Source organism: Chryseobacterium sp. HMWF035 (genome assembly GCF_003094695.1).
GTDB lineage: Bacteria > Bacteroidota > Bacteroidia > Flavobacteriales > Weeksellaceae > Chryseobacterium > Chryseobacterium gambrini.
Genome location: NZ_QEHP01000022.1, coordinates 26,187 through 48,459, shown reverse-complemented (window position 1 = coordinate 48,459; position 22,273 = coordinate 26,187). Strand labels below are relative to the sequence as shown.

General features: G+C 44.2%; 29 protein-coding genes. 5 read left to right on the top strand and 24 right to left on the bottom strand.

The annotated features are described in order from the left end of the window. Positions 1-182 precede the first annotated feature (182 nt). Positions 183-1,073 carry a hypothetical protein gene (locus DD829_RS04370; RefSeq protein ID WP_123906805.1) on the top strand — a complete coding sequence of 297 codons (891 nt, stop codon included), beginning with the start codon at positions 183-185 and terminating at the stop codon, positions 1,071-1,073. Positions 1,074-1,183: 110 nt separating this feature from the next. Here the strand turns inward: DD829_RS04370 and DD829_RS04365 are convergent, their stop codons facing one another. From DD829_RS04365 to DD829_RS04260, 24 genes are all read right to left on the bottom strand, one after another. Continuing rightward, positions 1,184-1,840, bottom strand: a complete 657-nt coding sequence (locus DD829_RS04365) for a formyltransferase family protein (RefSeq protein ID WP_108409792.1) — start codon at positions 1,838-1,840, stop codon at positions 1,184-1,186. Next, positions 1,827-2,327 (bottom strand): GNAT family N-acetyltransferase, encoded by a 501-nt coding sequence (locus tag DD829_RS24070; RefSeq protein ID WP_228408125.1) that lies wholly within the window; start codon positions 2,325-2,327, stop codon positions 1,827-1,829. Before DD829_RS24070 ends, DD829_RS04365 begins: the two co-directional genes overlap by 14 nt. Beyond that, positions 2,273-2,959: a hypothetical protein gene (locus DD829_RS24065; protein ID WP_228408123.1), complete on the bottom strand. Its 687-nt coding sequence runs from the start codon at positions 2,957-2,959 to the stop codon at positions 2,273-2,275. The genes DD829_RS24070 and DD829_RS24065 overlap by 55 nt, the downstream gene beginning before the upstream one ends. Before the next feature lie 45 nt (positions 2,960-3,004). Then, entirely contained in the window at positions 3,005-3,133 is a 129-nt protein-coding gene (locus DD829_RS24290; protein WP_262497940.1) for a hypothetical protein, read from the bottom strand. An 11-nt stretch (positions 3,134-3,144) separates the two neighbouring features. Then, positions 3,145-3,525, bottom strand: coding sequence for a hypothetical protein (locus tag DD829_RS04355; protein WP_108408617.1), 381 nt, complete (start codon positions 3,523-3,525; stop codon positions 3,145-3,147). A gap of 2 nt (positions 3,526-3,527) precedes the next feature. Then, positions 3,528-4,022: a hypothetical protein gene (locus DD829_RS04350; RefSeq protein ID WP_108408618.1), complete on the bottom strand. Its 495-nt coding sequence runs from the start codon at positions 4,020-4,022 to the stop codon at positions 3,528-3,530. Between the two features lie 11 nt (positions 4,023-4,033). After that, complete coding sequence (locus tag DD829_RS04345) at positions 4,034-6,046, bottom strand: hypothetical protein (protein ID WP_108408619.1); 2,013 nt, start codon at positions 6,044-6,046, stop codon at positions 4,034-4,036. 12 nt (positions 6,047-6,058) lie between these two features. Continuing rightward, positions 6,059-6,688: a hypothetical protein gene (locus DD829_RS04340; RefSeq protein ID WP_165814838.1), complete on the bottom strand. Its 630-nt coding sequence runs from the start codon at positions 6,686-6,688 to the stop codon at positions 6,059-6,061. A 224-nt stretch (positions 6,689-6,912) separates the two neighbouring features. Further along, on the bottom strand, positions 6,913-7,407 hold the full coding sequence (locus tag DD829_RS04335; protein ID WP_108409274.1) for a hypothetical protein: 495 nt from the start codon (positions 7,405-7,407) through the stop codon (positions 6,913-6,915). After that, complete coding sequence (locus DD829_RS04330; protein ID WP_108409273.1) at positions 7,407-8,294, bottom strand: hypothetical protein; 888 nt, start codon at positions 8,292-8,294, stop codon at positions 7,407-7,409. Before DD829_RS04330 ends, DD829_RS04335 begins: the two co-directional genes overlap by 1 nt. Position 8,295: 1 nt before the next feature. Beyond that, entirely contained in the window at positions 8,296-8,595 is a 300-nt protein-coding gene (locus tag DD829_RS04325; RefSeq protein WP_108409272.1) for a hypothetical protein, read from the bottom strand. Next, positions 8,595-8,783: a hypothetical protein gene (locus DD829_RS04320; RefSeq protein ID WP_076396820.1), complete on the bottom strand. Its 189-nt coding sequence runs from the start codon at positions 8,781-8,783 to the stop codon at positions 8,595-8,597. The genes DD829_RS04325 and DD829_RS04320 overlap by 1 nt, the downstream gene beginning before the upstream one ends. Next, positions 8,773-9,069, bottom strand: a complete 297-nt coding sequence (locus tag DD829_RS04315) for an oxidase (protein ID WP_108409271.1) — start codon at positions 9,067-9,069, stop codon at positions 8,773-8,775. Before DD829_RS04315 ends, DD829_RS04320 begins: the two co-directional genes overlap by 11 nt. Before the next feature lie 5 nt (positions 9,070-9,074). Further along, positions 9,075-9,572 carry a hypothetical protein gene (locus DD829_RS04310; protein ID WP_108409270.1) on the bottom strand — a complete coding sequence of 166 codons (498 nt, stop codon included), beginning with the start codon at positions 9,570-9,572 and terminating at the stop codon, positions 9,075-9,077. Continuing rightward, positions 9,547-10,524, bottom strand: a complete 978-nt coding sequence (locus DD829_RS04305) for a hypothetical protein (RefSeq protein ID WP_123906804.1) — start codon at positions 10,522-10,524, stop codon at positions 9,547-9,549. Before DD829_RS04305 ends, DD829_RS04310 begins: the two co-directional genes overlap by 26 nt. Positions 10,525-10,544: 20 nt before the next feature. Then, the gene (locus DD829_RS04300; RefSeq protein WP_108409268.1) at positions 10,545-11,141 is read right to left on the bottom strand and encodes a DUF6046 domain-containing protein; all 597 of its coding nucleotides are present in this window, start codon (positions 11,139-11,141) and stop codon (positions 10,545-10,547) included. A gap of 183 nt (positions 11,142-11,324) precedes the next feature. Next, positions 11,325-11,660, bottom strand: coding sequence for a hypothetical protein (locus tag DD829_RS04295; RefSeq protein ID WP_123906803.1), 336 nt, complete (start codon positions 11,658-11,660; stop codon positions 11,325-11,327). Positions 11,661-11,761: 101 nt separating this feature from the next. Beyond that, positions 11,762-12,196: a hypothetical protein gene (locus tag DD829_RS04290; protein WP_108409266.1), complete on the bottom strand. Its 435-nt coding sequence runs from the start codon at positions 12,194-12,196 to the stop codon at positions 11,762-11,764. A gap of 2 nt (positions 12,197-12,198) precedes the next feature. After that, a complete protein-coding gene (locus DD829_RS04285; protein ID WP_123906802.1) occupies positions 12,199-13,389 on the bottom strand; it encodes a DUF2586 family protein in 1,191 nt (396 codons plus the stop codon). Between the two features lie 34 nt (positions 13,390-13,423). After that, positions 13,424-13,969, bottom strand: coding sequence for a hypothetical protein (locus DD829_RS04280; protein ID WP_108409264.1), 546 nt, complete (start codon positions 13,967-13,969; stop codon positions 13,424-13,426). Continuing rightward, positions 13,962-14,474: a hypothetical protein gene (locus tag DD829_RS04275; protein WP_108409263.1), complete on the bottom strand. Its 513-nt coding sequence runs from the start codon at positions 14,472-14,474 to the stop codon at positions 13,962-13,964. The genes DD829_RS04280 and DD829_RS04275 overlap by 8 nt, the downstream gene beginning before the upstream one ends. A gap of 1 nt (position 14,475) precedes the next feature. Next, on the bottom strand, positions 14,476-14,931 hold the full coding sequence (locus DD829_RS04270) for a CHAP domain-containing protein (protein WP_108409262.1): 456 nt from the start codon (positions 14,929-14,931) through the stop codon (positions 14,476-14,478). A 12-nt stretch (positions 14,932-14,943) separates the two neighbouring features. Further along, the gene (locus DD829_RS04265) at positions 14,944-15,882 is read right to left on the bottom strand and encodes a hypothetical protein (protein WP_108409261.1); all 939 of its coding nucleotides are present in this window, start codon (positions 15,880-15,882) and stop codon (positions 14,944-14,946) included. 3 nt (positions 15,883-15,885) lie between these two features. Continuing rightward, positions 15,886-17,046 carry a head maturation protease, ClpP-related gene (locus DD829_RS04260; protein WP_108409260.1) on the bottom strand — a complete coding sequence of 387 codons (1,161 nt, stop codon included), beginning with the start codon at positions 17,044-17,046 and terminating at the stop codon, positions 15,886-15,888. A gap of 222 nt (positions 17,047-17,268) precedes the next feature. Here DD829_RS04260 and DD829_RS04255 point away from each other — a divergent pair, with 222 nt between their 5' ends. From DD829_RS04255 to DD829_RS04240, 4 genes are all read left to right on the top strand, one after another. Continuing rightward, positions 17,269-17,700, top strand: coding sequence for a hypothetical protein (locus DD829_RS04255; protein WP_076396854.1), 432 nt, complete (start codon positions 17,269-17,271; stop codon positions 17,698-17,700). Continuing rightward, on the top strand, positions 17,700-19,250 hold the full coding sequence (locus tag DD829_RS04250; protein WP_116547556.1) for a hypothetical protein: 1,551 nt from the start codon (positions 17,700-17,702) through the stop codon (positions 19,248-19,250). Before DD829_RS04255 ends, DD829_RS04250 begins: the two co-directional genes overlap by 1 nt. Positions 19,251-19,260: 10 nt before the next feature. After that, positions 19,261-19,692 carry a phage protein Gp36 family protein gene (locus tag DD829_RS04245; RefSeq protein WP_165796565.1) on the top strand — a complete coding sequence of 144 codons (432 nt, stop codon included), beginning with the start codon at positions 19,261-19,263 and terminating at the stop codon, positions 19,690-19,692. A 217-nt stretch (positions 19,693-19,909) separates the two neighbouring features. Next, positions 19,910-22,150: a DUF935 family protein gene (locus DD829_RS04240; protein WP_165796564.1), complete on the top strand. Its 2,241-nt coding sequence runs from the start codon at positions 19,910-19,912 to the stop codon at positions 22,148-22,150. The last annotated feature ends 123 nt before the right edge of the window (positions 22,151-22,273 follow it).

The window sequence follows — 22,273 nt, the reverse complement described above, 5'->3', positions numbered from 1 at the left end:
TTGCGCCAGTTTTACGGGATAACTATTACTACTGCAGTTATTACCAATCTTTCCGGAAAAATAAAACCCGTACTGCTCACCTAAACACTAAAAACTAATAATGCCACTAGCCAATGTTGTAAAATATGTAACCGATATTTTGCACCAAACCATGAAACATTAACTAGTAACGAATTAAACGGATGAGAACAATTTTTACAGTCGTTATGGCTACTGTAGGATCTAATTTTGCGCTTTCGCAGATCGGGATCAATACAGCAAATCCTATAACGAGTTTGGACGTAGTCGCAAAGAACAGCGATGGCTCCACTGCGGAGGGTATTTTGCCCCCGAGATTAACGGGAGATCAGCTAAAAGCGGGAGATTCCAGATATTCAAGCACACACGCCGGAACTATTGTATATGTAACTTCACCGGTCACTTCAATCACTTCAAAAACCAACAGAGTAGATGCTCAGGGATTGTATTATTTTGATGGTACGATCTGGCAGAAACTCATGCTTGGTGATGAAAAATCATTAAACAGCAAGAACATCGGCGATATTAAAACTTCTGTAAAAAAGACCGACCACGGAGGATGGTATCTTTTGGACGGAAGAAATATTGCAGCCCTTTCGCCGGTAAGTCAGGCAGCAGCAGCAAGTCTGGGATTTACGGACAATCTGCCGGATTCCAGAGACAGGGTTCTGAAATCCAGAGCCAACGGAGAAGTTTTAGGCGCTACAGGAGGCGAAAACCATTTCGGAATTTTACAGTCTAACCTACCGAATATTACCCTTTCAGGACCGGTAAACGGGGTGGCGCAAAGTGCGGGATCTCATACCCACTCTTCCACAGAAGGGGGATTTTTATTGGGTGGAACCACGGTGAACAACAGTTCCGGCGGTTATCATCCGGATGGAGCCTCTACCGCATGGGGCGGCATCGGAATGCTGAACAATACAGCCGTTGCGGGAGCGCATATGCACACTGTGGCAGGAACGGCAACCATCTCTACCGGAGGCGGAGGGAAATCTATCGACAACCGATCTGCTTATCTGGTGGTGAATACATTTATCTATCTGGGAGAATAATCTTCCTAAAAATACAATCGGGGTGTACAATCAACAATTCCAAAAAGCGCAAAGCCCCTTTCGAAACTGCCGAGAAAAATATAAACCCGAAGATATAAAAAAACAGCCACTTATTGGTGGCTGTTTTCATATTCTATCATTAAGAGATCCGGTCGATATATATCTTTGACATTGGTGTCGGGTTCGAATGTACTGAACCTTTTGTCCTGCGGAGTCCTTTTGATCACGCCATTTAAAATATCATTAAGGGCTGATTCAAAGAGTTTCACTCCCATGGGGAGCAATGTGTCGCGCCAGAGTCTTGCAGCGGATTTTTGATGGCTTAAAAAGTATTCCGGAGGAATCCAGCACCAATCCTGATAAGCAATGTCCCCTCTGTCAATCCCTGCATTGAGCCAGAATACCGTCCCTCCGGTAATTGGTTCCTTCATTCTGATTGCCCATTCAATAGAGCTGCGCCCGCGATGCCTTGGGAGTAAAGAGGGATGATATCCCAGCCATCCCAAACGCGGAATATACCTTGTTTTCTTTCCGATATAGTCAAAAGAATGGGCGGTAATGCCCAAATCGCACTCCGGCATATTGTCAGCGTTTAAACTGCCTGAGGGAATAATGGGAATATTCCAACGGCGGGCAGCCTTTCCGATATACTGATCATCCAATGGGCAGCATACCCCGACGATTTCAATGTCTAATTTTTGACAAAGCCTGAAAACTTCTTCGGCAAAGAATTTCTGACCTGATATAAAAACTTTAAATTTCTTCATTTCCTAAATATTTAAAACCCTGTACTGCCCTGAAATGTCCCCCGAATCCTCCGGTTGTCATTTTTCCACTTTCAAATCCTTTAGACGTATTTTGCAATGATTTAATACTTCTCGCCTTATTATCTCCGGTAAGCTTTGCCGATACCTGTTTCCATTTTGGGGAATGTCTGAGGTATCCACAAAGCTGCGGGTGTGAGGTATGAAAATAGGTCGGATATTTGCGGTTACACCTTCCTTTACCCTCCAGATGATACTGCATAATCTGATTTAAAAAAGCGGTTCCGACTCCCGCTCCCTGCCATTCCGGCATGACCACCAAACGGGTCGCCCTGTACCCTTTTATTTGAAAATTTGGGCAAACCGCAACGTGGCAAACCAATTCTCCGTCTACGGTTCCGACAAAATATTCGGCACAGGGCGGATGTTTTAAATCTAAATAATAATGCGGTTTAAAAAACTTCCAGTAACTTCCGTTGACCTTCCAAATGTCAAGTTCAATAGGCGGTCGTTTTGAAGCTTTTTTTTTACTTCACCTGTCCGGGTGTCATAGACCCAATCAGGTTGCAGCCATTCAACAATATCATAATGGCATGATAAGAGTACAATTTGTTTTCCCTTTGTTTTCCGCCAGGCTTTGGAAAAGGCAGAGGCTCCAATTTTGGCAATCTGCCTGTCCACGACCGAGGTAAATTCATCAATCACCACTTTGTCCGGGGCTTCACAAATAAGACGTGCAAGCCCCGCGCGGAACTGTTCGCCGTTACTAAGAACCTTAAAAGGGCGGAGCCAAGCCGGAACGTCACCCAACCCAACGGCGGACAATGCACTCGTTACAGTATTCATATCTGAACCGGGCGCAATGTCCTCAATGATCGGCAGGTCAGGGTTCCAACCATCGGCAAGGTTTACAATCCCATTTTCCCAAATTTGACTGCCTATTGATGTTTTGCCACTTCCTGAAGCACCGACAATAAGACCGATCTGCCACCCTTGCTCCTCAATCGGAAGTTCGGCGGTATGCTGCCATGTGTGTCCGCTTTCAGCGTTAAATAAACTTTTCACTTTTTCTGATCTGAACGAATTAAAATTTTCGCAGGTGTGTTTTACTTCAATTTTCATTTGATTTCTATTTTTATATTAATTGACCAATGGAACCTAAAGATTTTATACGGATACAACTTTTAAATTTTTAAATCCCATTTTCTTTAGTTTGTCGAACAATTCTTTTTGTTCTTTTTCGCTGTCCGTCTTTATAATGACCGCGTGCTGCTCTTTGTATTTAAAATCTGCCATGTTCTTTGTTTTTATGAGGTTATGGTAATCCCATTTTCTTTTAATTTTGTTTTGAGTATCGTATTTTCTGCCTTTAACAGATTATTTTCCGCTCTCAGCTGTTCGTTGATCTGTTTCTGAAAGTCAATCTGCTCCTGAAGCATCAGTACTTTTTTATCCGATAAATCCGAAAATTCCCTGAATTTGGCTTCGTAGCGGATACCCAGATCATCCAAAGCTTCCTTGTATAGTTTAACCAGTTTATCGGCGTTTTCAATTTCCTTGCCCTCGTTGTCAGCATTCATACCGGCAACCTCCGCCCTGAGTTTTCTCTTTCCGAATATAAATCCTGCCAGTCCTGTCAGAAGGGCTCCGAGAAAGGCAACCACAGGTTCCGTTATCAATTCTTTCATTGTTATATTTCGTTAATTTCTTTATCAAAAAGTTCTGTATATAGCCCCATAAACTGCTGTAAAATATCCACCAGATGGGCGGCTTTTGTTTTGATCAGAAAGCGGATATACTGTACAGACGGAGCTTTTAGTATGGCTTCTTTTTCGTCGGTAACCTGTCCGTCATCATCCGTTGTCCTGTAGATGCCTTTTAAAAAACCGTCCTTTCCCATGACCTGTTCCACATTTCCTTCATGGATCATCCAGTCTGGCATTTTTAACCGTTTATGGATGATATTGCCGTCCTTTATAATCAGGTACTGGCGGACATTGACGTAAATACGGTCTTCCTCGCCTTCCATATCCGGAGTATTAAAACCTGTTACCACTAATTTGCGGGCAAACTGTGGATACATCGGATGATCCGGAAGCATCATTTCATGCCATGATTTACCGGTGTTTTTTATGGCGTCTAATACTGCCTGCACTTCAGGCGTTACTATTAATTCAGTATTCATGATCTTATTTATTAAAATTTATAACCTTCAATGAAACTTACACTGGATGTACACGCCGTGGGAGGCGTAATCCCGTCAATATCTGCCGCACTGAATCCGTAATACAACAAAGACAAAGCTCCGTTTGAACCACTTTTTACAAAAGTTGCCGATACTGAACCGGTGGAAACAATAATGGTATAAATACCCTGGTTTCTCATAATAATCACTTCGTAGGGTATGGACTGGAATTGTCCTATATTCGCTCCTCCCGATACCAGAGATGACGACATATCCGCCCAGCCATATTTCACAGAACTGGAGTCATTATTTTGTTTTATTTTAGAAAATGCCTGACTGCTGTTTACCAAAGTCAGAGGATTGGAAGACAGACCGACTCCGATGATATTCCCCCAGCTTGTTAAACGCCCTGAACCTACTGTAACAGAAGCTTTCAAATAAAAATTTTCATTATCCGAAATTATTGTACCCGACTTGGCTGCACATACAACCGTTTCAAATTCAGTATATGGTGCATTGCCTGAATTTGGATAATGGCTTACCGTGGTACCGGAGGCATTGATGGTGTTGTTGACCTGTGCCGGAGTGGTTGACGCTTTCTCCCACGTCATCCCTGAAAAATCAATCGGGATTACATTAGAAACCAGAGTAATGGTAACACTCGCCCCGGTTGTATAAGAAGCCGCTCCGTTCCAGAGCTTAACCTTATAAATTCCCAAAGCGAGATCTTTAAAATTATACCAGAAGGAAAGGTCTAAACCGCTGGTATATAATTGCACCTGACTGTTGGGAACCTGAAACTCAGTACCTCCTGCATCTACCAGATATACGGCAAAACCTGCGGGATTTAGATTCAGATTGGCACCCCTCATTACAAACCACTGTGCTGTATCCTGTTTCGCCGCAATTGGCGGGGTTATAATGGCGACACTCATGGTATTGGTCGTCCAGCCACCGTTTGCAATCGTTTTTATTTCATTTTTCTGTGCATCGGTAAAGCCTTCCCAAAGTGCTTTATAGTCTGCGTAATCCCTGTACATAAACATTCTGGCTGCTCCGGTTAAATCCGAGCCATAATAACGCCTGTTTGAGTGTGTGATCTGATACGGCAGGGTTTCTGCATTTTCATCAAAAACCACTGCTTTACTCCGGATCCTTCCATTGCTGAGATGCAGCATTTCAGCAGGTGCCGTTGTACCGATCCCGAATTTCGTACCGTCTGTATAAATGCGGGATCCTGTAAAATCATTTCCGTTCCAGAACAGCAGGTAACCGGAAGCAGGATTAATGGCAGCCCATGAAACCTGCCCGAGAAAATACCTTGCGTAATAATTTCCGCTTGCGGTCGGCTTATTCATTTTGCCGTCCAAAGCTGCCTGTAAGCCCTGAACCATTGCAATGGTGAGATTCGTTAATCCGGTGGGAATATAATTATCAGCCGAGGTTTTGCTGCCTCCTTTGTAGATGTATAAAGAATAATTTCCTGCTCCGTCAGGAATGGCAATGATATCATTTTTTTCATAGGTATAATTGGCATGATCAGCCATGAAAGAAGCTAGCGAAGTCTGTGTTACCGTAATAAGCTCGGTTAAACCCAACGCCTCAATCATTCCGGACATAATTTTCCCGTCGCTGTTAACATAGTTTTCCAGCAGCATACAAAGGGAATTGATCTGTTCTTTATTGTATACCGACTGGCTCTGTCCCATATCCACCAGAGCGGTATTGGCAGGAATCTCATCTACGCCCAGCCTGTTTTTCCATGCATTGACATGGGCGGCGGTCAGGTTCGAAGCGTCCAGTTTTGCGAGGTATCCGGCGTGCGCATTCGAATCATTGAGATGGCTGCTGAGGGCTTGCGCGCTTGCCGTCTGTTCAAAAAGCCCGGCAAGCCCGCTAACCTGCGACATGGGGATGGACTCATCCTTATGCCAGAATGAAGACCATGAAGCCTGAAATTGTGCCTGTGTGGGAAAATCCCCGGTTTCAAACCAGCTTAAAAGAGTATTTAAAGGTGTTGCCATGAGGTGTAAATATTATTGAAAATCAGGTTCTATAAAATCGACAATGACCCCGCGGTTCAGGACATCCATGGGCATTCCCTTCCCCCCGGAATTGATCCCGTAGGTATGGTCATAGAATCCGTCCGGAGCTTTCCCGTTCCATTTGATAACGGAAAGGTCATTCCCCACGGCGGTCTGCCCGCTGTTGGTGGCTCCGTAAAAAGGGATCACATAATCCGGAATATTATTCTGGGTGATGGTTTTACTGTGGCTGCCGACCGTCGTTCCCAGAGTTGAAAAAACAGGATCGTTGGGATCAAGCCCGAAAATGGTCTTTCCTTTAAAATCCGTGCAGGGTTTCCAACCCGCCGGAATCTCAGAAAGGGGCTTGCGCCAGAACCATGCAATCCCCCCGTTCATAATGGGAGCGGTCTTGAGCTCTACTTTGTCAAGCCTTGTTTTAATATCGTTCAGGTCGGCTTGAGTCGCGGCAGCATTGATTTTTTCCATCATGACCTTTAACGTCTCCAGTCTTGTAAAGTCGCTCCAGTTCCACATATTGCCGGGAGCGGACAGCCCGAATTTTACCGTTTTCTTTTCGATCAGTATTTTATCGGTCTGATCCTGGAACGTTTTGGTGATCTGCGCCGTATGGATGTACACCGAAGCGGTGACCAGTCCGCCCTCAAAATAGAGGATATCCCCGTTGATCACCACAATACCGGGGCTTACGCTCTGCCCGGTGGGCGTACAGCCCGAGAGAATCGTTAAATGTCCCGCTACATCCCCCAGAACATTGAAGATGGTATATGCTTCCTGAAGCACGTCCATTAAATCGTTGGTGAGGGGAACACCGCCGGTCTGAAGAAATTGGATATTAATTCTCATTATGGTATGATTTCTATGCTGTAGCGTTTGCTTATTAATTTGTAAAAGTCAATTTCTGCCCTGAGCTGATGCATATTGATCGGTGTACCCGGAATCCTGACGATAAAATCGTACTCTGAATACAATTCCGCTTCCGTTCGCAGGTACAGAGGATTTTCATCCCCGTAAAGCCACCGGGTTTTGGAAAAATAGAGATCGTCCTCGGCTTCCGTATATAAATAAACCCCTTCGTACTGTACGGCATTTACAATCCGGATCCTTCTTTCCAATGGATCAAAAGCATCATTAAGCCTTCTTTCCATGGAGAATTTTTGGTAATTGAAATTCATTTTAATTAAATTCTGTTTTCTTCTTTTCAGAAACTCAATGTATAATGCTTCAAGAGGGAAAATCAGGCACCACAAAAAATGAAGGGTTACCGGTTTTCTCCTGAAAGTAGGCAGCCACCATAAGGCTAACTGCTTATAACTGATGTTAAACAATTCATCTTTCATTACTCAGCAGGCTGATAATTAATGTATTCTATTCCGCTCCAGTCTTCAATTTTAAACCGCCCTGATTTGGGGATTCTGCTGATCTCAACAGGCTGGAATAATCCATATCCGGTTCCCGGTTCGATCCATTGGCTCGAGACCTCTAATTTTTGCAGGTCTCTTACGCCGTTCACCTCCTGAATAACATTTTCCAGGGCTTCGACAGAAAGCTCACCGTTAAATGGCAGGTTTTTTAAAAAATTCTCAATGGCAATTTTAACTGGATACTCCGCCGTCAGAATGCTCATGCCGTCCGGATGCAGGAGTAAGGGATCGAAACATATCCTGTATTTTAATAAAAGAATATCCGGCAGAAAGTTCACGACTACAATATTGTCCCCGGTCGCCTGTATTCTTTCGATATACGATTTAAAAGCAAGGGCTTTTTCATCTGAAATCACCTCGTCCATATTTTCGCCGGCAATTTTCATGGATACTTTTTTTACCCCGTTTCCGCTGATATTGGCAGTAACCGAAGCATATTTTATAATTTTTGAATCTTCGATCTCCTGCTGCGTCGCGGTAATGACATTTCCGTTTCCGTCTTCATAGGTTGGGAGAAACTCTCCGGTGTAGGAAAGCGGATCCAGTTCAAACCCATACTGGAACCGGAGCGCCTGCTCGCGGTACCATTTTTCATTGGGAACTTTCTGGGAAGCGATTTTATCGTCAATTTCTTTCATGTGCAATCTGAGGGCTTCCTGAAAATTAAAAATCATAAAAGCCACCGTTTCCAGCATATTGCGCCAGACCGCTGTTTTAGAATTGGCGGTCAGCCCCTGTAAAAAAGGATTTGCCTCTTTTAGCGAAAGGATAAGTCCGATGAGTTCCTGAAGTGTACTGTTCATATTAGCTTACTTTAAAACCGTTTGCAATCTGCATATAGCCAACCCCTTTTAATGTTGGTATTTCGCTGTCCTGTTCAGTTGCCCAGCCCGTTGCAGGCTGTATGTTCTTGGCATCGTAATAATTCAGGACGTCCGTATTTTTAAATACATCTTCAGGAATTTCAACGGGTAATCCTGCAGATAATACGTCCGAAACCGATAAGCCATTAGCCACGGCGATGGCAAAGCAGTTTTCCACGGTTCCTGTGTATTGAATTGCAATGTCCAGAATAGTCTGATGAGTTAAAACAATTGTTTTCATTATGTTACTTTTCCCTGCGTTAAAGAACTTCCGGCACCGCCGCAAATTCCGGTCACGGTTCCGCTTTTTACATATTCCTCGATGGCATCCGCCAGTTCCTGAGCCGCGGTTTCTACATTACCTGTCGTTGATGGCTTATGTAACATCGTAATAAGCCTTTGGATGAGCTGGGCTTTATTAAGGGGCATCTCTTTGGGCGTTTACGGTGAAATTTACGGCATCTTCAATTTTAAAATCAATGCGGGTAAAGCCGTCATATTTTAGCTGTTCATTGACCTCACGGGTAATCCCCTGGCGGGTGTTCCTTGCCTTGAGCATTCTGGGCAGTTCTGCGCCCAGAAGCGGGGTATTTTTAAATTCCCCTTTAAAGGCAATGAGTAGGCTTTCTATTTCCTGTTGTCCGGATTCTCCAATATGAAAATCACCGTTTACAATGGAAATATCGTTGTCGTCATTCAGTAGGATATCATTCATAATTTTTAGGTTAAAATTTTGTTTAATGCCTGTTTATTGGTGTTGACAATTTCATTTTTAATCTGCATGATTGCAGGAACGTCAGGGGTTACCCCGATAGAAACCACCACTTTTGCCAGCTCATCACAGAGTTTCCCGAACCCGTCCTGAAACCCGTTAAGAACTTCCTTTAAATTTTCACCGTCCCGGTTGAACTGAAAACCGGAACCATCGAAAGTGAATTCTGATTTGTCGTTCCTGAAGTAAATCTTTTCAACTTCACTTACGGCTAAAATGGTGGCGCTTCCATCACCTGTTAATCCTACAACAACGATGCTTCCTTCTTTAGGATAAACAGTTAATTGATTTTCCTTATTTTCAACAATAGAGTTTATAGAACAGTTCCATATTTCTTTACCGGAATTTTCTAAAACAATATGACAAATATTTTCTTTTACACCTATTACTTTTGCATTTGCCACCTCTACCGGAAACCTGTTAAGTAATTGTTTTAAACTCTCCATCCCTGTACGTTTTTCCTATGTCAATAATTCTTCTGTAACCGCCGGTTGCGCTCATCGTGATCTCCACTTCATCCACGAAATTTTTGGTGTTCCTTTCTTCATATTTTTTATCCCGTACCTGTACCATCTGTCCGTGTTCCACCCGCGACCAGCCGAATGAGGTGATGCTACCTTTGTAGCCTCCTCTTGTCTTTTTGTTTTTCAATCGGGATTCTGCATTTTTTTTCAAAGTTTCCTTATCTAATCCGGCACTGAAATCCCAATGCTCAATATCACCACCTTCTTCTCCAAGTTCTATTCTTTCATAAGTTCCATTACTTTGCTTACTTTTCGCATAAATTTTCACCTTTGCTTCATCCGGGAAAATATATTGCAGGTTGTGATCAATAATATTCTCGCCGTATTCAAACACCGGCTGAGCCTTTGAAACTTTTTCGTCAGAATAGATTTTTCCGCAAACTAAACGTCCGTCTCTGAAAAAGGTATAAATACCTGCTTTTTCCTGAAGCTCATTAAAAACCTTGACGGCGGTGGTCTGTTTCATCGAAAAATCTCCGTAGACTTCATCGATACAATCCAGTTCATACCCCGGAGCGACCGCCTGAATAATCTGCTGTACCGTGGCGTTTTCAATGGACACGCTTGTTTCTTTTCTTTTAAGCTGCCACATTTCATCCTCGCAAATCAGTTCATAGGGTATATTAATCCTTGGCGACCGTGCCACATAGCCTTTAAACTCTGTAAACAGCTGCCGGTTGTACCCCAGTCTGATTTCTACCTTATCTCCGACTTTGATAAAATTGCCGAGATGCTCGACCGGTTTTAAAATGCCGTTACCGTCGTAATAATAAATGGCTTTCGGAAGCCTGATTGTTGCGGTATCGGTAAAGGTTCGCCAGCTTTTTTTTATAGTAATTTCCGTGGCTGCCGTGAACTTTAATGTTCCAATCACTATTTCAATACAGGGTACCATTACGGGGAGATGATAAAAGGGATTTTACTTTTTGCCTCCAATTCAAAAGCCTGAATATGCGAGTAGCCGATCGACGGGGTCAAGGTCAGCCTGTGAATGCTCATATAATGAATACCGAGCATCGTTAACAAAGTTCCTTCACATTCAAGTAATGAGGTTTTAAGCTCACAAACCCGTTGTAATTCCTTCACCTGCTGTTCCGGGTAATCGGTACTGTCATAATTTATAATAAGCCCTCTGATGGTCAACTGCCAGTCATCCAGAGCGATGAGCTCCTCTACATTTCCGTCACGCCCGAAAATATCGGTTTCCACAATCTTTTTAGGTCTTATGGGTTCAATCGTCGTTTCCAGAGGAAAAGAATATCCGCCAAACCGTTCACCGGTTCCTTCAATATAGGAAGGCTTCAGGTCTATAAAATCCCAGACCGGTGTTCCCATGACGGAAACTTTGGCAGGTTCATTATGGGTGGGCAGTACCTGTATATCATCAAAACCGTTAAATAGTGCATCTGCCACGGTCTGAGTGGCAAATCCAAGCGTAAACGGAAAGTGCTGTTTGATCAGTTCTTTAACATTAATATTATAACTCGACATTTTCTCCTTCTTTTGCGTTAGCTCTTTTGTTCTCAAAAAACAGTACCCATTTCAGTTGTTCCCATTTATTCCAGAAGGTCTGGTCGTCCAGCTCCTCCGGGAAAGGAATTTTAAAATGATAGCTTATAAGGGCACTTACTTTTCGGATGAAGTCAAATCCGGCTTCCTTATTGATCGGAAGCCCTAAACTTCCCCCAGTTCCGCTTCTAAAAACTTAATGATTCCTGATGCCTGTATTGCCGCCGTATCGGCAATGTCACCACTCATTTTTAGCCTTTCGTCACCACCAAGCCAGCAGTTATCCCGGATAAATTCCCCACATTCCAGTATTTTATTCTGCGAATACATGGACAGGGCAGTGGCTTTGATTTCCCTTCCGGGTGGTTTCAGATAACCGACAATAGGGTTTCCGTCTTTATCTTTCACCGTCAGCTTGTGGAGCTTATCCGTTTTAAACTTTTTCTTCCACTCTGCGATCTGTTCGGCGGTGATATGACCTTCCTGTGTTTCGTTTTTCATTTCTTTAAGTCTTATTTTTTCAGTTAATTGATTGTTGGTGTCTTTTGATGTAAAGGGGATGCCCATTTCCCGGCATTTGTCCCTTAATTCCTGCCGGTTCATCAGGCTGCAAAGTCTATATCGTGAATGTATAGCGGGCTTTCCACGACCAGCGCATCATTGCTTCCCGCTTCCGCCGACCTTCCGTTCTCTTTGAACTTACAGCCGTACAGGACATGACAGACCTGTAACCCGGCATCATCCACATAGGAAACCGTGATCGGGAAAGGCGGGATGTCCTGCAGGGTTTTTCCTTTGGGCAGTTTTGCCTGAATCGCGTCTACCGTTTCACTCAAAAGCCCGATGCTTCCTTCGCAGATTTCATCGCCCTGTGTATATCCTACCGATTTGGTGGTTCCCACGACCTTTACCGGATCAATGGCATCGGTTCTTTTGTATTCTATTTTGGTAACGCCCATGAAGGTCGCCCCCAAAGCGGTAATACGGACATTTCCGTAATTCCTGTATTTTCCGTTGATTCTTGTCTGAGTCACCATTTTTATTGAGTATTTAAAGGGTTTCTGAAACCTACTTTCAGGGTAATCCTTCTTCCGATAGCCACCGGAATAAAAGTCAGCAGCACGATAAATTCACTTGTAGCCAGTACATTTTGCTCCGGGTTGATGTAGGCATCCACACCGCCGCTGATATCTCCGGCTGCCACCATCGGATCAAGTGAAACCTTGGTAATGGTTTCTAAGTCCTTCACCGTTTCAGGAGCCATAAACCCGGTGTTTTCATCGACGTATATACGTCCCTTCACTTTCGGGGTTAATGCTGCCTTGGCGAGCTTGATCGCCTTTTTGATCGTCCTGTTGTTTTCCCCATAAGCAAAATCAGAGGTAATTTTAGCGCAGGTATGCGTATCGTTGATATAGATTCCCGCGGTGGAAGAAATCCCGCCCAGGTTAACGATGGGCGCAAAATAGATGTACCCTCTATCATCGAGATTATCCAGATCCGTATCGGAATACTCACTCAGTTTGTTACCGGAACTCAGTCCCGGAATGATAAAGGTTTTCTCATCCACATGGGTTAAGTTAAAATCATTGATCTGTTCCCCCGCGTTCTGTGAAACATCCGCCTTAGAAACCATGGCAGCGTAATCCTCCACCGCGGCATAGCCTTTATAGAGGTCGTCCCGGCTGGAAACCTCGTAATCGGCACCGATCACCACGGAAATGTCCGGGCATTCGCTTAAAAGCGTTCTCAGATTAAGAACTGCCGCCGATGTTCCTGAAAAGCTTCTGCCTTCAATATAGATTTCACAGTAGCGGTCTTTTGTCCATTCGGCATCCGCCAGAGCCTGCGCTTTATAGATGGCATCGATACTGTCCTTATCAAGTCCCGTTTCGATAATCGGCGAATGATTTTTATCCGGGTTTAAGGAAACACAAGCCTGAACGACTTCTCCGGCTTTATCACGGAGTAATCTGGCTAAATATTGATTGTCTTTATCCACCATCTGCGTCAGGGTTACGCCCTGAGCCACGGGCATAAAATACACCGTTATGGATGGGTTGTGAACAAAAAAACGTCTCAGCCTTTCATACACCAGTACCTTATTGGTCTGGTCATATTCATCACTAAGCCCCAAAGCTTCGACCTCCTGAATATTTTTCAGGGTGTAAATATTTCCCAGTACCATTTCGGAAGTGGCAACGGCATTCATCACGCTGCCGGTTATCATGTCGGCGGAGGGATTCCTTCTCCCAAGCCCGCTGTTAAGCTTTTGTACGATCAGTCTGGGGCGCATCTTTCCTGTTTTTTGGGATTGTTGTTTTATTCAAAGTTTCCATCTGTTTATTGGCGGCTTCCAGTTGTTGTTTCAGATTTTCGTTTTCCGCTGCAACATTTGAAAGTTCCTCCAGTCCGACGTTTGCCTCGGTCAGCAGGCGGTCTTTTTCAGCATATTTTTCACGAAGGGAGATAACAGCCGTAACGGTTTCGTCCGTGTCAGCATTTGCCGGTTCGTAGTCCCGGTCAAGATCACAAACCGCCGCCACATCTTCGATAATTCCTTCTAAGACTTTTCGTGCCAGTTCAGAATTATGAAGAGCCGCCTGCAGATCCGAATCGTCCTCGTCCTCAAACCCTTCACGAAAAAAGACTTCCGGCTCACTTTCAAACCCTCTTAATTCATGGTAATCCTTAGCCGCCTTTTCTTCAAAAAAACACTGTCCGTTTTCTGAAATAAAAATTTTATTAGCCTTCGGGTATTTTTCAAAAAGCGCATTGGCTTTTTCCTGAAATTTCTTTTTATCAGACATGAAGTGAATTTTTAATGGTAATAATGATAACAGACCCTACAAGGAGAAGAAAAATCCCGCCTGCCAGCATCAATATTTTATGATACCATGCAAAGGGCTTTATGATCTCAACCGGTTGGACACGTTCTTTTAACCGTGATTCGTAATAAGCCGTAAGCTGTGCTTTGAGCTGTTCTGCTTCTTTGCGGCATTCAACCGTTAGCTTTCCGCTTTCGTCCAGGATAACGTCAGGCTTTTGTAACGCCTTACTGTGGTCGTGGTTGTTAGCTCTTTTTTCTCTGTTCTCCGGCTTCGGCTCCCTTAGAACCGGCTTGCCGTTAATGCATTCGATCCACGCATGGTAATACGTAGAATCTGCCTGAACCTCCAGCACCGTATCCCGGATGACCTGTTTTACAACCAAAGTGTCGGTGACTGTTTCCGGCGGCAGAGGTTTCCTGCTTCCACAGGAAACCAACAGCGCCAGACAAAATAAAATAGATATAGCGTTAAAAAAAGATTTCATTTTAGTAGTTTAAATAACCTTTAATCGTCGTTCGCAGGCGTTTTTTCCTGCATACTTTAATCCCCTCACGGCTACCGGCGTCATTGGTATTTCCTTCTATGGTATAAATAAATTCTTTGTCGAAATTTTCAACGAGACCGGTATGCCCTTGCCCTTTGCCAAAATCCATAATAAACACGGATCCGATGGCGGGATTGGAGGATTTTATTTTTTGAGCGGCTTGATTCCAGGCGGCTAAGACGCCGCCTGTTTTGATTGCCGTATTATTAACATTCATTGTTTCGGAAGCCTGTCGGAAACACCAATACACAAAAGCCATACACCACGGGGTGGCAAATCCGATCCCCACACTGGAGAGGTAGCTTTTAACCGGTTCTCCCCAGTTGGATCCGGGCGGGTTTTCCTGTTTCCCGATCTGTGAAGCCGCAACTTCCAGGGCTTTAATAGATAATTTCATCGTGAACGTTTCTTAACCGTTATCAGAAATGATGGCTCCAAAACCGTACTCCTGCTTTTTGTCACAAAGCCCGTATCCCTGTAATCTGAATTCAGACTCCGGATCTGCATTGGTGGTATCCTGATATTCCGGTTTGTAAAGGATTTTGAGCTTCTCCAAATGCCAAACCGTATTGGGGGAATAGAAAAAGGTAGAGGCATACTGATCGCCATCTTCTTTAATGGATCCCCTTGCCTTCAGTTCCCCTGTCGGCGAATACAATGGAGCCGCATTATTTTCCCACATCCTTATTTTATAGAACCTCTTGAACTCCCCGGTGTCTTTGTCAAATTCCAGATTATCCCTGTGGTTAGCAGTTCCCGCTTTATCGATTTTAAGGTCTGAGCGGTGTTCCGGGTTCAGGATCATATTCCAGAAATTGGGTGATTCCGAGGTATCGTCATCAATAAGGTTCAGCACTTCAATTTCATTGTAAAAATTGATCAGATCCTGAAACGTCAGCCTTTTTCTTCCGTTGAATACGGCTCCTGTGGTTCTTAATACCGGCATGGCTCCTGAAACATGATGAGCCGGAGCCAGTTTGTTTAAAACATAATCACGCACTCCAATACGGAACCCCTGTGAGTGTTTAACGCGGACTTCCGATCTCTTGTCAAATGCCAATGCCCTGATCTCGGCATCGTTGACTTTTGTCGGGTCGGTATCGAGTTTATCCCAGGGAATGATGCTGTTTTTACCGCTCATGGACTTTGCCGTAAACGGAGCTGTATTGTTGACATAAAAACCCACATTATTGATGAGTTTATTCTGGCGAAGCCCGTCCGCCGTTTTCGCTCCCTCCGGTGCCGGCTCCAATGCCGCCAAAAATTTGTCATTATAGTTTCTGAACTCTTTCAGTAATTGTGGGGCTACAAATTTGTTCAGGTATAGCCCGTCTATTAATTCTGCCATTTTTTAGTCTTCAAATTCGGCGTTAAACAGTTTTTCAAATTCTTCTCCGGCTTCTTCATTAAGCCTTTCCAGACCTTTCGGGTCTTTTTCCTGCCAGTCGGAGAACGTCCATTTTTCACGTCCGTTGAACAGTTCGTGTCTGTCTCCGTCCACCACTGATTTTTGTCTTTCTAACCCCGCATTGGGATCCGGTTTGCCGGACATTCTTTCGAGTGATTTTGCTACGAGGGCATAATTTTGGGTGGCATCCTTGATCCATTCGTCCTTTTCGGCACCCGTGATCTTACCGGATTTTAAGGCTGCGGAAATCAAAACTTCCGCCTGTGTTTCCTTAAATTCCTTTAGTTCATTTTCGAGCGTATCGGTTCTTTTTGCCTTGCCGAACAGTTCTTCCAGATGCTGCTCAAATTCTTTATCCGAAGATGAAGCGGTTAATTTTCCCGCCAATCCTGCCGCAGCTAAAGCGGCGAAAATTGCTTCCTTTTTCATTTCAGTATGTTGATTAATATTATTGTCCTCAGGGGGTTCAGGATACAGGTTAAAGCATTCGAAGGCTTCTTCCGGAGTTTTGTTTGTGATATTTTCGGCTTCCTGCCCAGTTTTTCTTTTTTTGGTAGGCTTAATCACCCGGTCACAAATTCCCAGTTCTAAGCACTTATCGGAACTCAGCCAGTGATCCTGCCCGGAATCGAACCAGTTTTTAATGGTCTTTTCATCTGCTTTTGTTCTTTCACCAAAGATTTTCCCGAGCCTTTCCTCGCAGTTTTCAATCTGCTGAATCCCGTTTTTAAAATCATTTTTATTTCCGAAACATCCTGCGGTTACCGCGTGCATCATAAAGAATGCGTTATCGTTCATCTCGATTTCGTCACCGGCAAGGGCAATCACCCCGCCCATGGATGCCGCCATCCCTTCCACAATGACTTTGGTATGTCCTTCTGAATTCAGGATCAGGTCATAAATGGCGAGCCCCTCATACACAGAACCACCCCCGCAGTGCATTCTTATGGTTAAATCACTATTGTTTTGTAGTGCATCCCTGAAAACCTGTTGGAACCTTTTATAGTCGAACTCATCATATTTTCCAATGTACCCGTACATCCTGATTTCGGCACTGCCGGAAACCTGATTTTTAAGTTCATAATGAAAGGGCTTTTTAGACATTTCTTTGATTTTGATAAGGCAAAGATTGGCTGAAAAACACCCCGAAAAAAGCTGACGGTTAGCGGCTGAATATTTTCATGCAGTGGTTATATATTTTCATACAGCCACTAACAGCCGGCTTCGGTAAAGCCCTTATATAAAGCAATTTTGCTTCATATATATAAGGAATGAAACCGGAAATTGAGGTTGCATCCGACCGAATTAAAAATTAAATACCTACGGATGAATGAAAAGAAAAAGCTGACGAATGACGAGAAATATGCTATAGCTCAGGACTTGTTTCTGGAGACTGACAAGACGCAGAAAGAAATCGCAGAAATCATTCACGTCACAGAAAAAACGCTGGGAAAATGGAAAACCGAGGGCGAATGGGATTTGCTTAAAAGCGCATCAACGGTTACCGCCCGAAAGATCATCGAAAACCTGTATAAAAAGGCGCATGCCCTGAGTGAAGATCCCAAAAGCAAACCCAATGATATTATTCAGATCGCCAACAGCATTGAAAAGCTGTCGAATAAAAAGGTAACCATCAGCCAGATCATTAATGTATTTAAGGATTTCACGACATACGCCTTTACTCAAAACGCAGAACTGGCAAAGGAAATTAACCTTTTGCAAAAAAAATACGTGGACTATAAAATCGGGGAAAAGTAATGTCGGCACTCACCATCACGAAAAGGGATTATAACGAATGGCTGGAGTTCTGTTCACAGGTTCAGAACAGTGCCGCCGTTGCCTTCAATGATACGGAGGAAAAGCAAAAATTACGAATTAAAAGGGCATTAACCGATTATAATTTTTTTGTTAAAACCTATTTTGAATTATACGCAGATGCTGATTGTGCGGATTTTCATATTGACTTTGCCAACGCCTGCCTTGCGGATCCGAACTTTTTTGGAGTTGCCGAATGGGCGCGGGAACACGCCAAGTCCGTTCACCTGACGATTATTATACCCATGTGGCTTATCGCTCATAAGCAATTAACAGGAATGCTTTTGATGGGGAAAAATGAGGACGATGCGTGTAACCTGTTATCCGATCTTCAGGCACAGCTGCAATACAATAAACTCTTTGCCCACGATTTTGGGGAGCAGTATAATTTCGGGTCATGGGAGGACGGGGATTTTACCACAAAAGAAGGAATCCGTTTTCTGGCTTTTGGTCGTGACCAGTCCCCGCGCGGGGCAAGGGAAAACGAAAAACGTCCCAATTACGGTGTGGTGGATGACGTGGACGATGACGACATTGTCCACAATCCCAAAAGGGTGGATAAAGTGGTGAAAAAGATTTTAGGAGCCATGTATTTTGCCCTCAGCATCAAAGGGGCGCGTTTCGCGATGGGTGGGAACCGTATTCATCATAATTCTATCCTTGCCAATATCGTGGGAGATACCAAACCCGGAGCGAAAAAAAGAGAGGGCATTTACCATTCCAAAGTAAAAGCCATCGAAAACGGAAAACCTGCCTGGTGGCAGCGGTATTCATTACAGGAACTCCTGAGGAAAATTGCCAAGGCGGGAACTGTTCTTGCCAAGCAGGAATTCTTTCACGAAACGGATATTGAAGGGAAAATCTTTAAAAACAAATATTTCCGTTTTGCCAAACTTCCGCACCTCTCCAAAATGGATATCATCATCGGGTATTTTGATCCGAGTTTTGAAAACAGCCAGACCTCGGATTTTAAAGCCGTATCGGTTTGGGGACAGGATAAGTTCAAACGCTACTGCATTAAAAGGTTCACGCGCCGCTGTGAACTGGAGGACGTTTTCGAATGGATGATCAAAGTTGAGAAAAACCTGCCCCCCGGGGTGGGGATCATCTGGTATATGGAAAAACAATTTTACACCCGACCGGTAAAGAAAGCCCTCCGACGCGCCTGCAAAAAATACAAATACCCGCTTAGTGTCCTGACCGACGAAAGACAGAAACCCAATAAATACACCCGTATGGTAAGAATGGAGCCTGAATACTCCTCCGGAAACGTGGTCTACAATGTAGAGGAAGAAAACGATCCGGATATGGTGGAAGGGAATTTACAGGTCAGGGGAATAGAACCGGGATATAATACCGCGGACGACGCTCCGGATGCCGACGAAGGTGCGTGGTTTTTCCTCGACCAGTTTGTGGTCTCGGATTCGGAAGACTGGGACAAAGATTCCTTCGGCACGGGAAAACATGAAAGAAACCCTGATAACATCTATTAAAAATACGACCATGCCCTTTTTAACAGAAACCGACTACGAAGTACAGATCCGGAATTGGATCAGACAAATTATTATCCAAAGGAAAGAAGATGTTCAGCATCGAGCCGAGCTTGCCGCTCAGGCGGAAATGGAAAGCTACCTGAGACAGCGTTATAATGTAGCGGCGATTTTTTCCGTTGCCGGAGCCGACAGGGACGCGCTTATTATTATGTATATGGTGGATATTGCCATTTACCACCTCCATGCCAATGCCGCCGCGGATGTCATTCCTGAACTGAGGATCATCCGTTACAACGCTGCCAAAGACTGGCTCAAAGCCGTAGCCAAAGGGGATATCTCTCCGGATTTGCCGGAGAAACCCGACGAAGGAGAAAGTGGCGGGGAAACCGGAAGTCAGGTGATCGAATTCGGAAGCAACCCGAAATATTCAGAGCGCTATTAATTACCCTTTAAATACCTTTTAAATGAAATTTAAAATACAGGCGGTCACCGATTTTTTACACAATGCCTTCGGTGGCAATAAGGATAAAGACTATGAAAGAGCCGTCACCCGGATGGTGGATGCGATCAAACGTCAGCGTACCTTATATAATAAGGAAATCAAAGACTGGAAACTGGCAAAGGCGGCGGCAATAGATCCCATGCTTCCACGCCGTAAAATGCTTATTGACATTATGGAGGAAGTGTTGGACGATCCTTTTATTTACGGGCGCAGCGAAACCCGTAAGCTCAGGGTTTCCAATAAATCGGTTGCCATTGTTGATAAAGACGGGGAAGTTAACGAAGAAAAAACCAGGCTGATCCAAAAACTATGGTTTAAAAACCTGATCAAATATACCCTTGACAGTATTTATTTTTCTTACACGCTCATGTACCCGAAGGAACTGGACGAAAACGGATTGATCAAAAAGCTGTCTTTTGTGTACCGGGATCATATCGTACCGGAAACCACCGAGCTGCTTATTAATCCTTATGATCTGCAGGGCGAAAACTTTACCGAGGGAAACCTTAAAAAATGGACGCTGTGGGTGCATCATGAGCATTCCATCGGACTTTTAAACAAAGCAATCCCGTTATGGATTTTTAAAAAGCATTCATGGCAAAACTGGGATGAGTTCGAGGAGATGTTCGGAATTCCGATGCGTACCGCAAAGGTGGCTTCCACGGATCCACGCGTAAAAAAGGAAGTGGATAAATGGTTAAAGGATTTAGGTTCTGCCGGTTGGGCGCGATTCCCCGAAGGGGTGGAAATCGACATTAAAGAATCCAACAGCCGGGACAGCTTTAACGTATTTAACGAAAAAAGAAAAGCCTGTAACGAGGAGCTTGCCAATCTTTTTGACGGGAATTCCGAAACGGCAAAAGATACCGGAAGCCGGGCGAAAACGGGGGAAATCATTAACGGGACTCAAAAGCTCATCACCATGGACGACGAAACCTTTGTGATGTTTTTTATCAATGACGATGTCCTGCCGTGGCTCCGCGGGCTGGGTTATCCGTTTGACGAAAACGACACCTGTATTTGGAATGACAACGAAAAATTAACGCCGAAGGAAAGACTGGAAATTTTCAAGGGAGTTAAAGATTTGGGGTACAAAATCAAAAAGGAACAGATCGAAACCGAACTGGATGTGGAAATTGTCGGAGAAGTTTCCGATGGCACCCAAAGCGGTGAGCTTTCGCCACCAGTCCCTAAGAATCACTATGTAAATTTTAATGCGCCTCACAGCACTATTTCAGGTTGTGAGGCGGAGTCAGAGACCCCTTTTAATAGGGATATAACACCTGCAGAAGAAAAATTTTTGCGGCAGCTGTATGAAAACCCCGGAACCGTCAATTGGAGCTACAACGAATTTAAGGCATCGCATGCCCCTCTGTTAGAGGCGATAAAACAGGGATTCGGAAAAATGAACTTTGATTTTGACAGTACCGACCACCGCCGGATGAGGGCTTGGATGAATAACATCCACCGGTTCGGAGCAGACAAAACACAGGCGGAAGTCTACGAACTTAATGAGATGTTAAAGGATCCGGAAGTAAAAAGTTTTAACGATTTCAGAAATAAGGCAAAATCAGTATTTCCGAACTATAAGGAATTGTATCTGAAAACGGAATGGGATCATGCCAACGCCACCTCCAATATGGCGGCTCGGTATCTGGAAATGATGGACGATGTAGAAATTGCGCCTTACTGGAGATTGAACGCCATTATCGATGACGGAACGACGGTGATTTGTCGAAGTCTGGACGGGAAAGTCTTTGACAAAAGGGATCAGGATTCATGGAAATTCCTGCCCCCGCTCCATTGGAAATGCCGCACCGACGCTGAGGACGTTTTCGATGATTACGACGGGGAAATTACAAGTTTTGACGGTGCGATACAAATTGATCCTGACGGCTGGGAACGGATGCAGAAACAGGGCTTTGATGTCAACTGGGGAGATAGTGATCAGGTCTTTACCCGCGCCCAAAGCTATTTAAAAAAGCTGCCGAAAGATGCCACGCCTATTGATGTGGACGATTTGGGCATTAAGGATTACGGGCTTTCAGAATGGGCAAAGGTCAGAAAAAATACCTACCCCGAAAAAGCGGTCACCATAAAAAGCCATATCGACAAAACAGGAATGGCAAGGGTCATCACAGCGGAGAACCTCCCTCTATGGATTGATGCCACGACCGTGCAGTCCGATGATATGCTTTTTACGCAGATCCGCGAAACGCTCATCAGTCCCGACGAAGTCTACTGGAGTGATTCGACAGCAGTTCCGCAGACGGTTTTCTTACGCTTTTATACGGACGGAGCCCTGAAAGTAACCACGGAGTCTGTCCGGGTTACGGCGTATGAGTGGATCAGTGATCCCGATACTGTCCGCAGAGGGCTGCTGGTAGGACAAAAATAAAACCTCCGCATGGGAGGTTTATACTCTTAATGAGTTGAAGAAATGAATGAATGAGATAATAAGCGAAGGATTATAATTTCACTTGTTATAAATCATCGATAAAAATAAGAAAATAATCCGGAA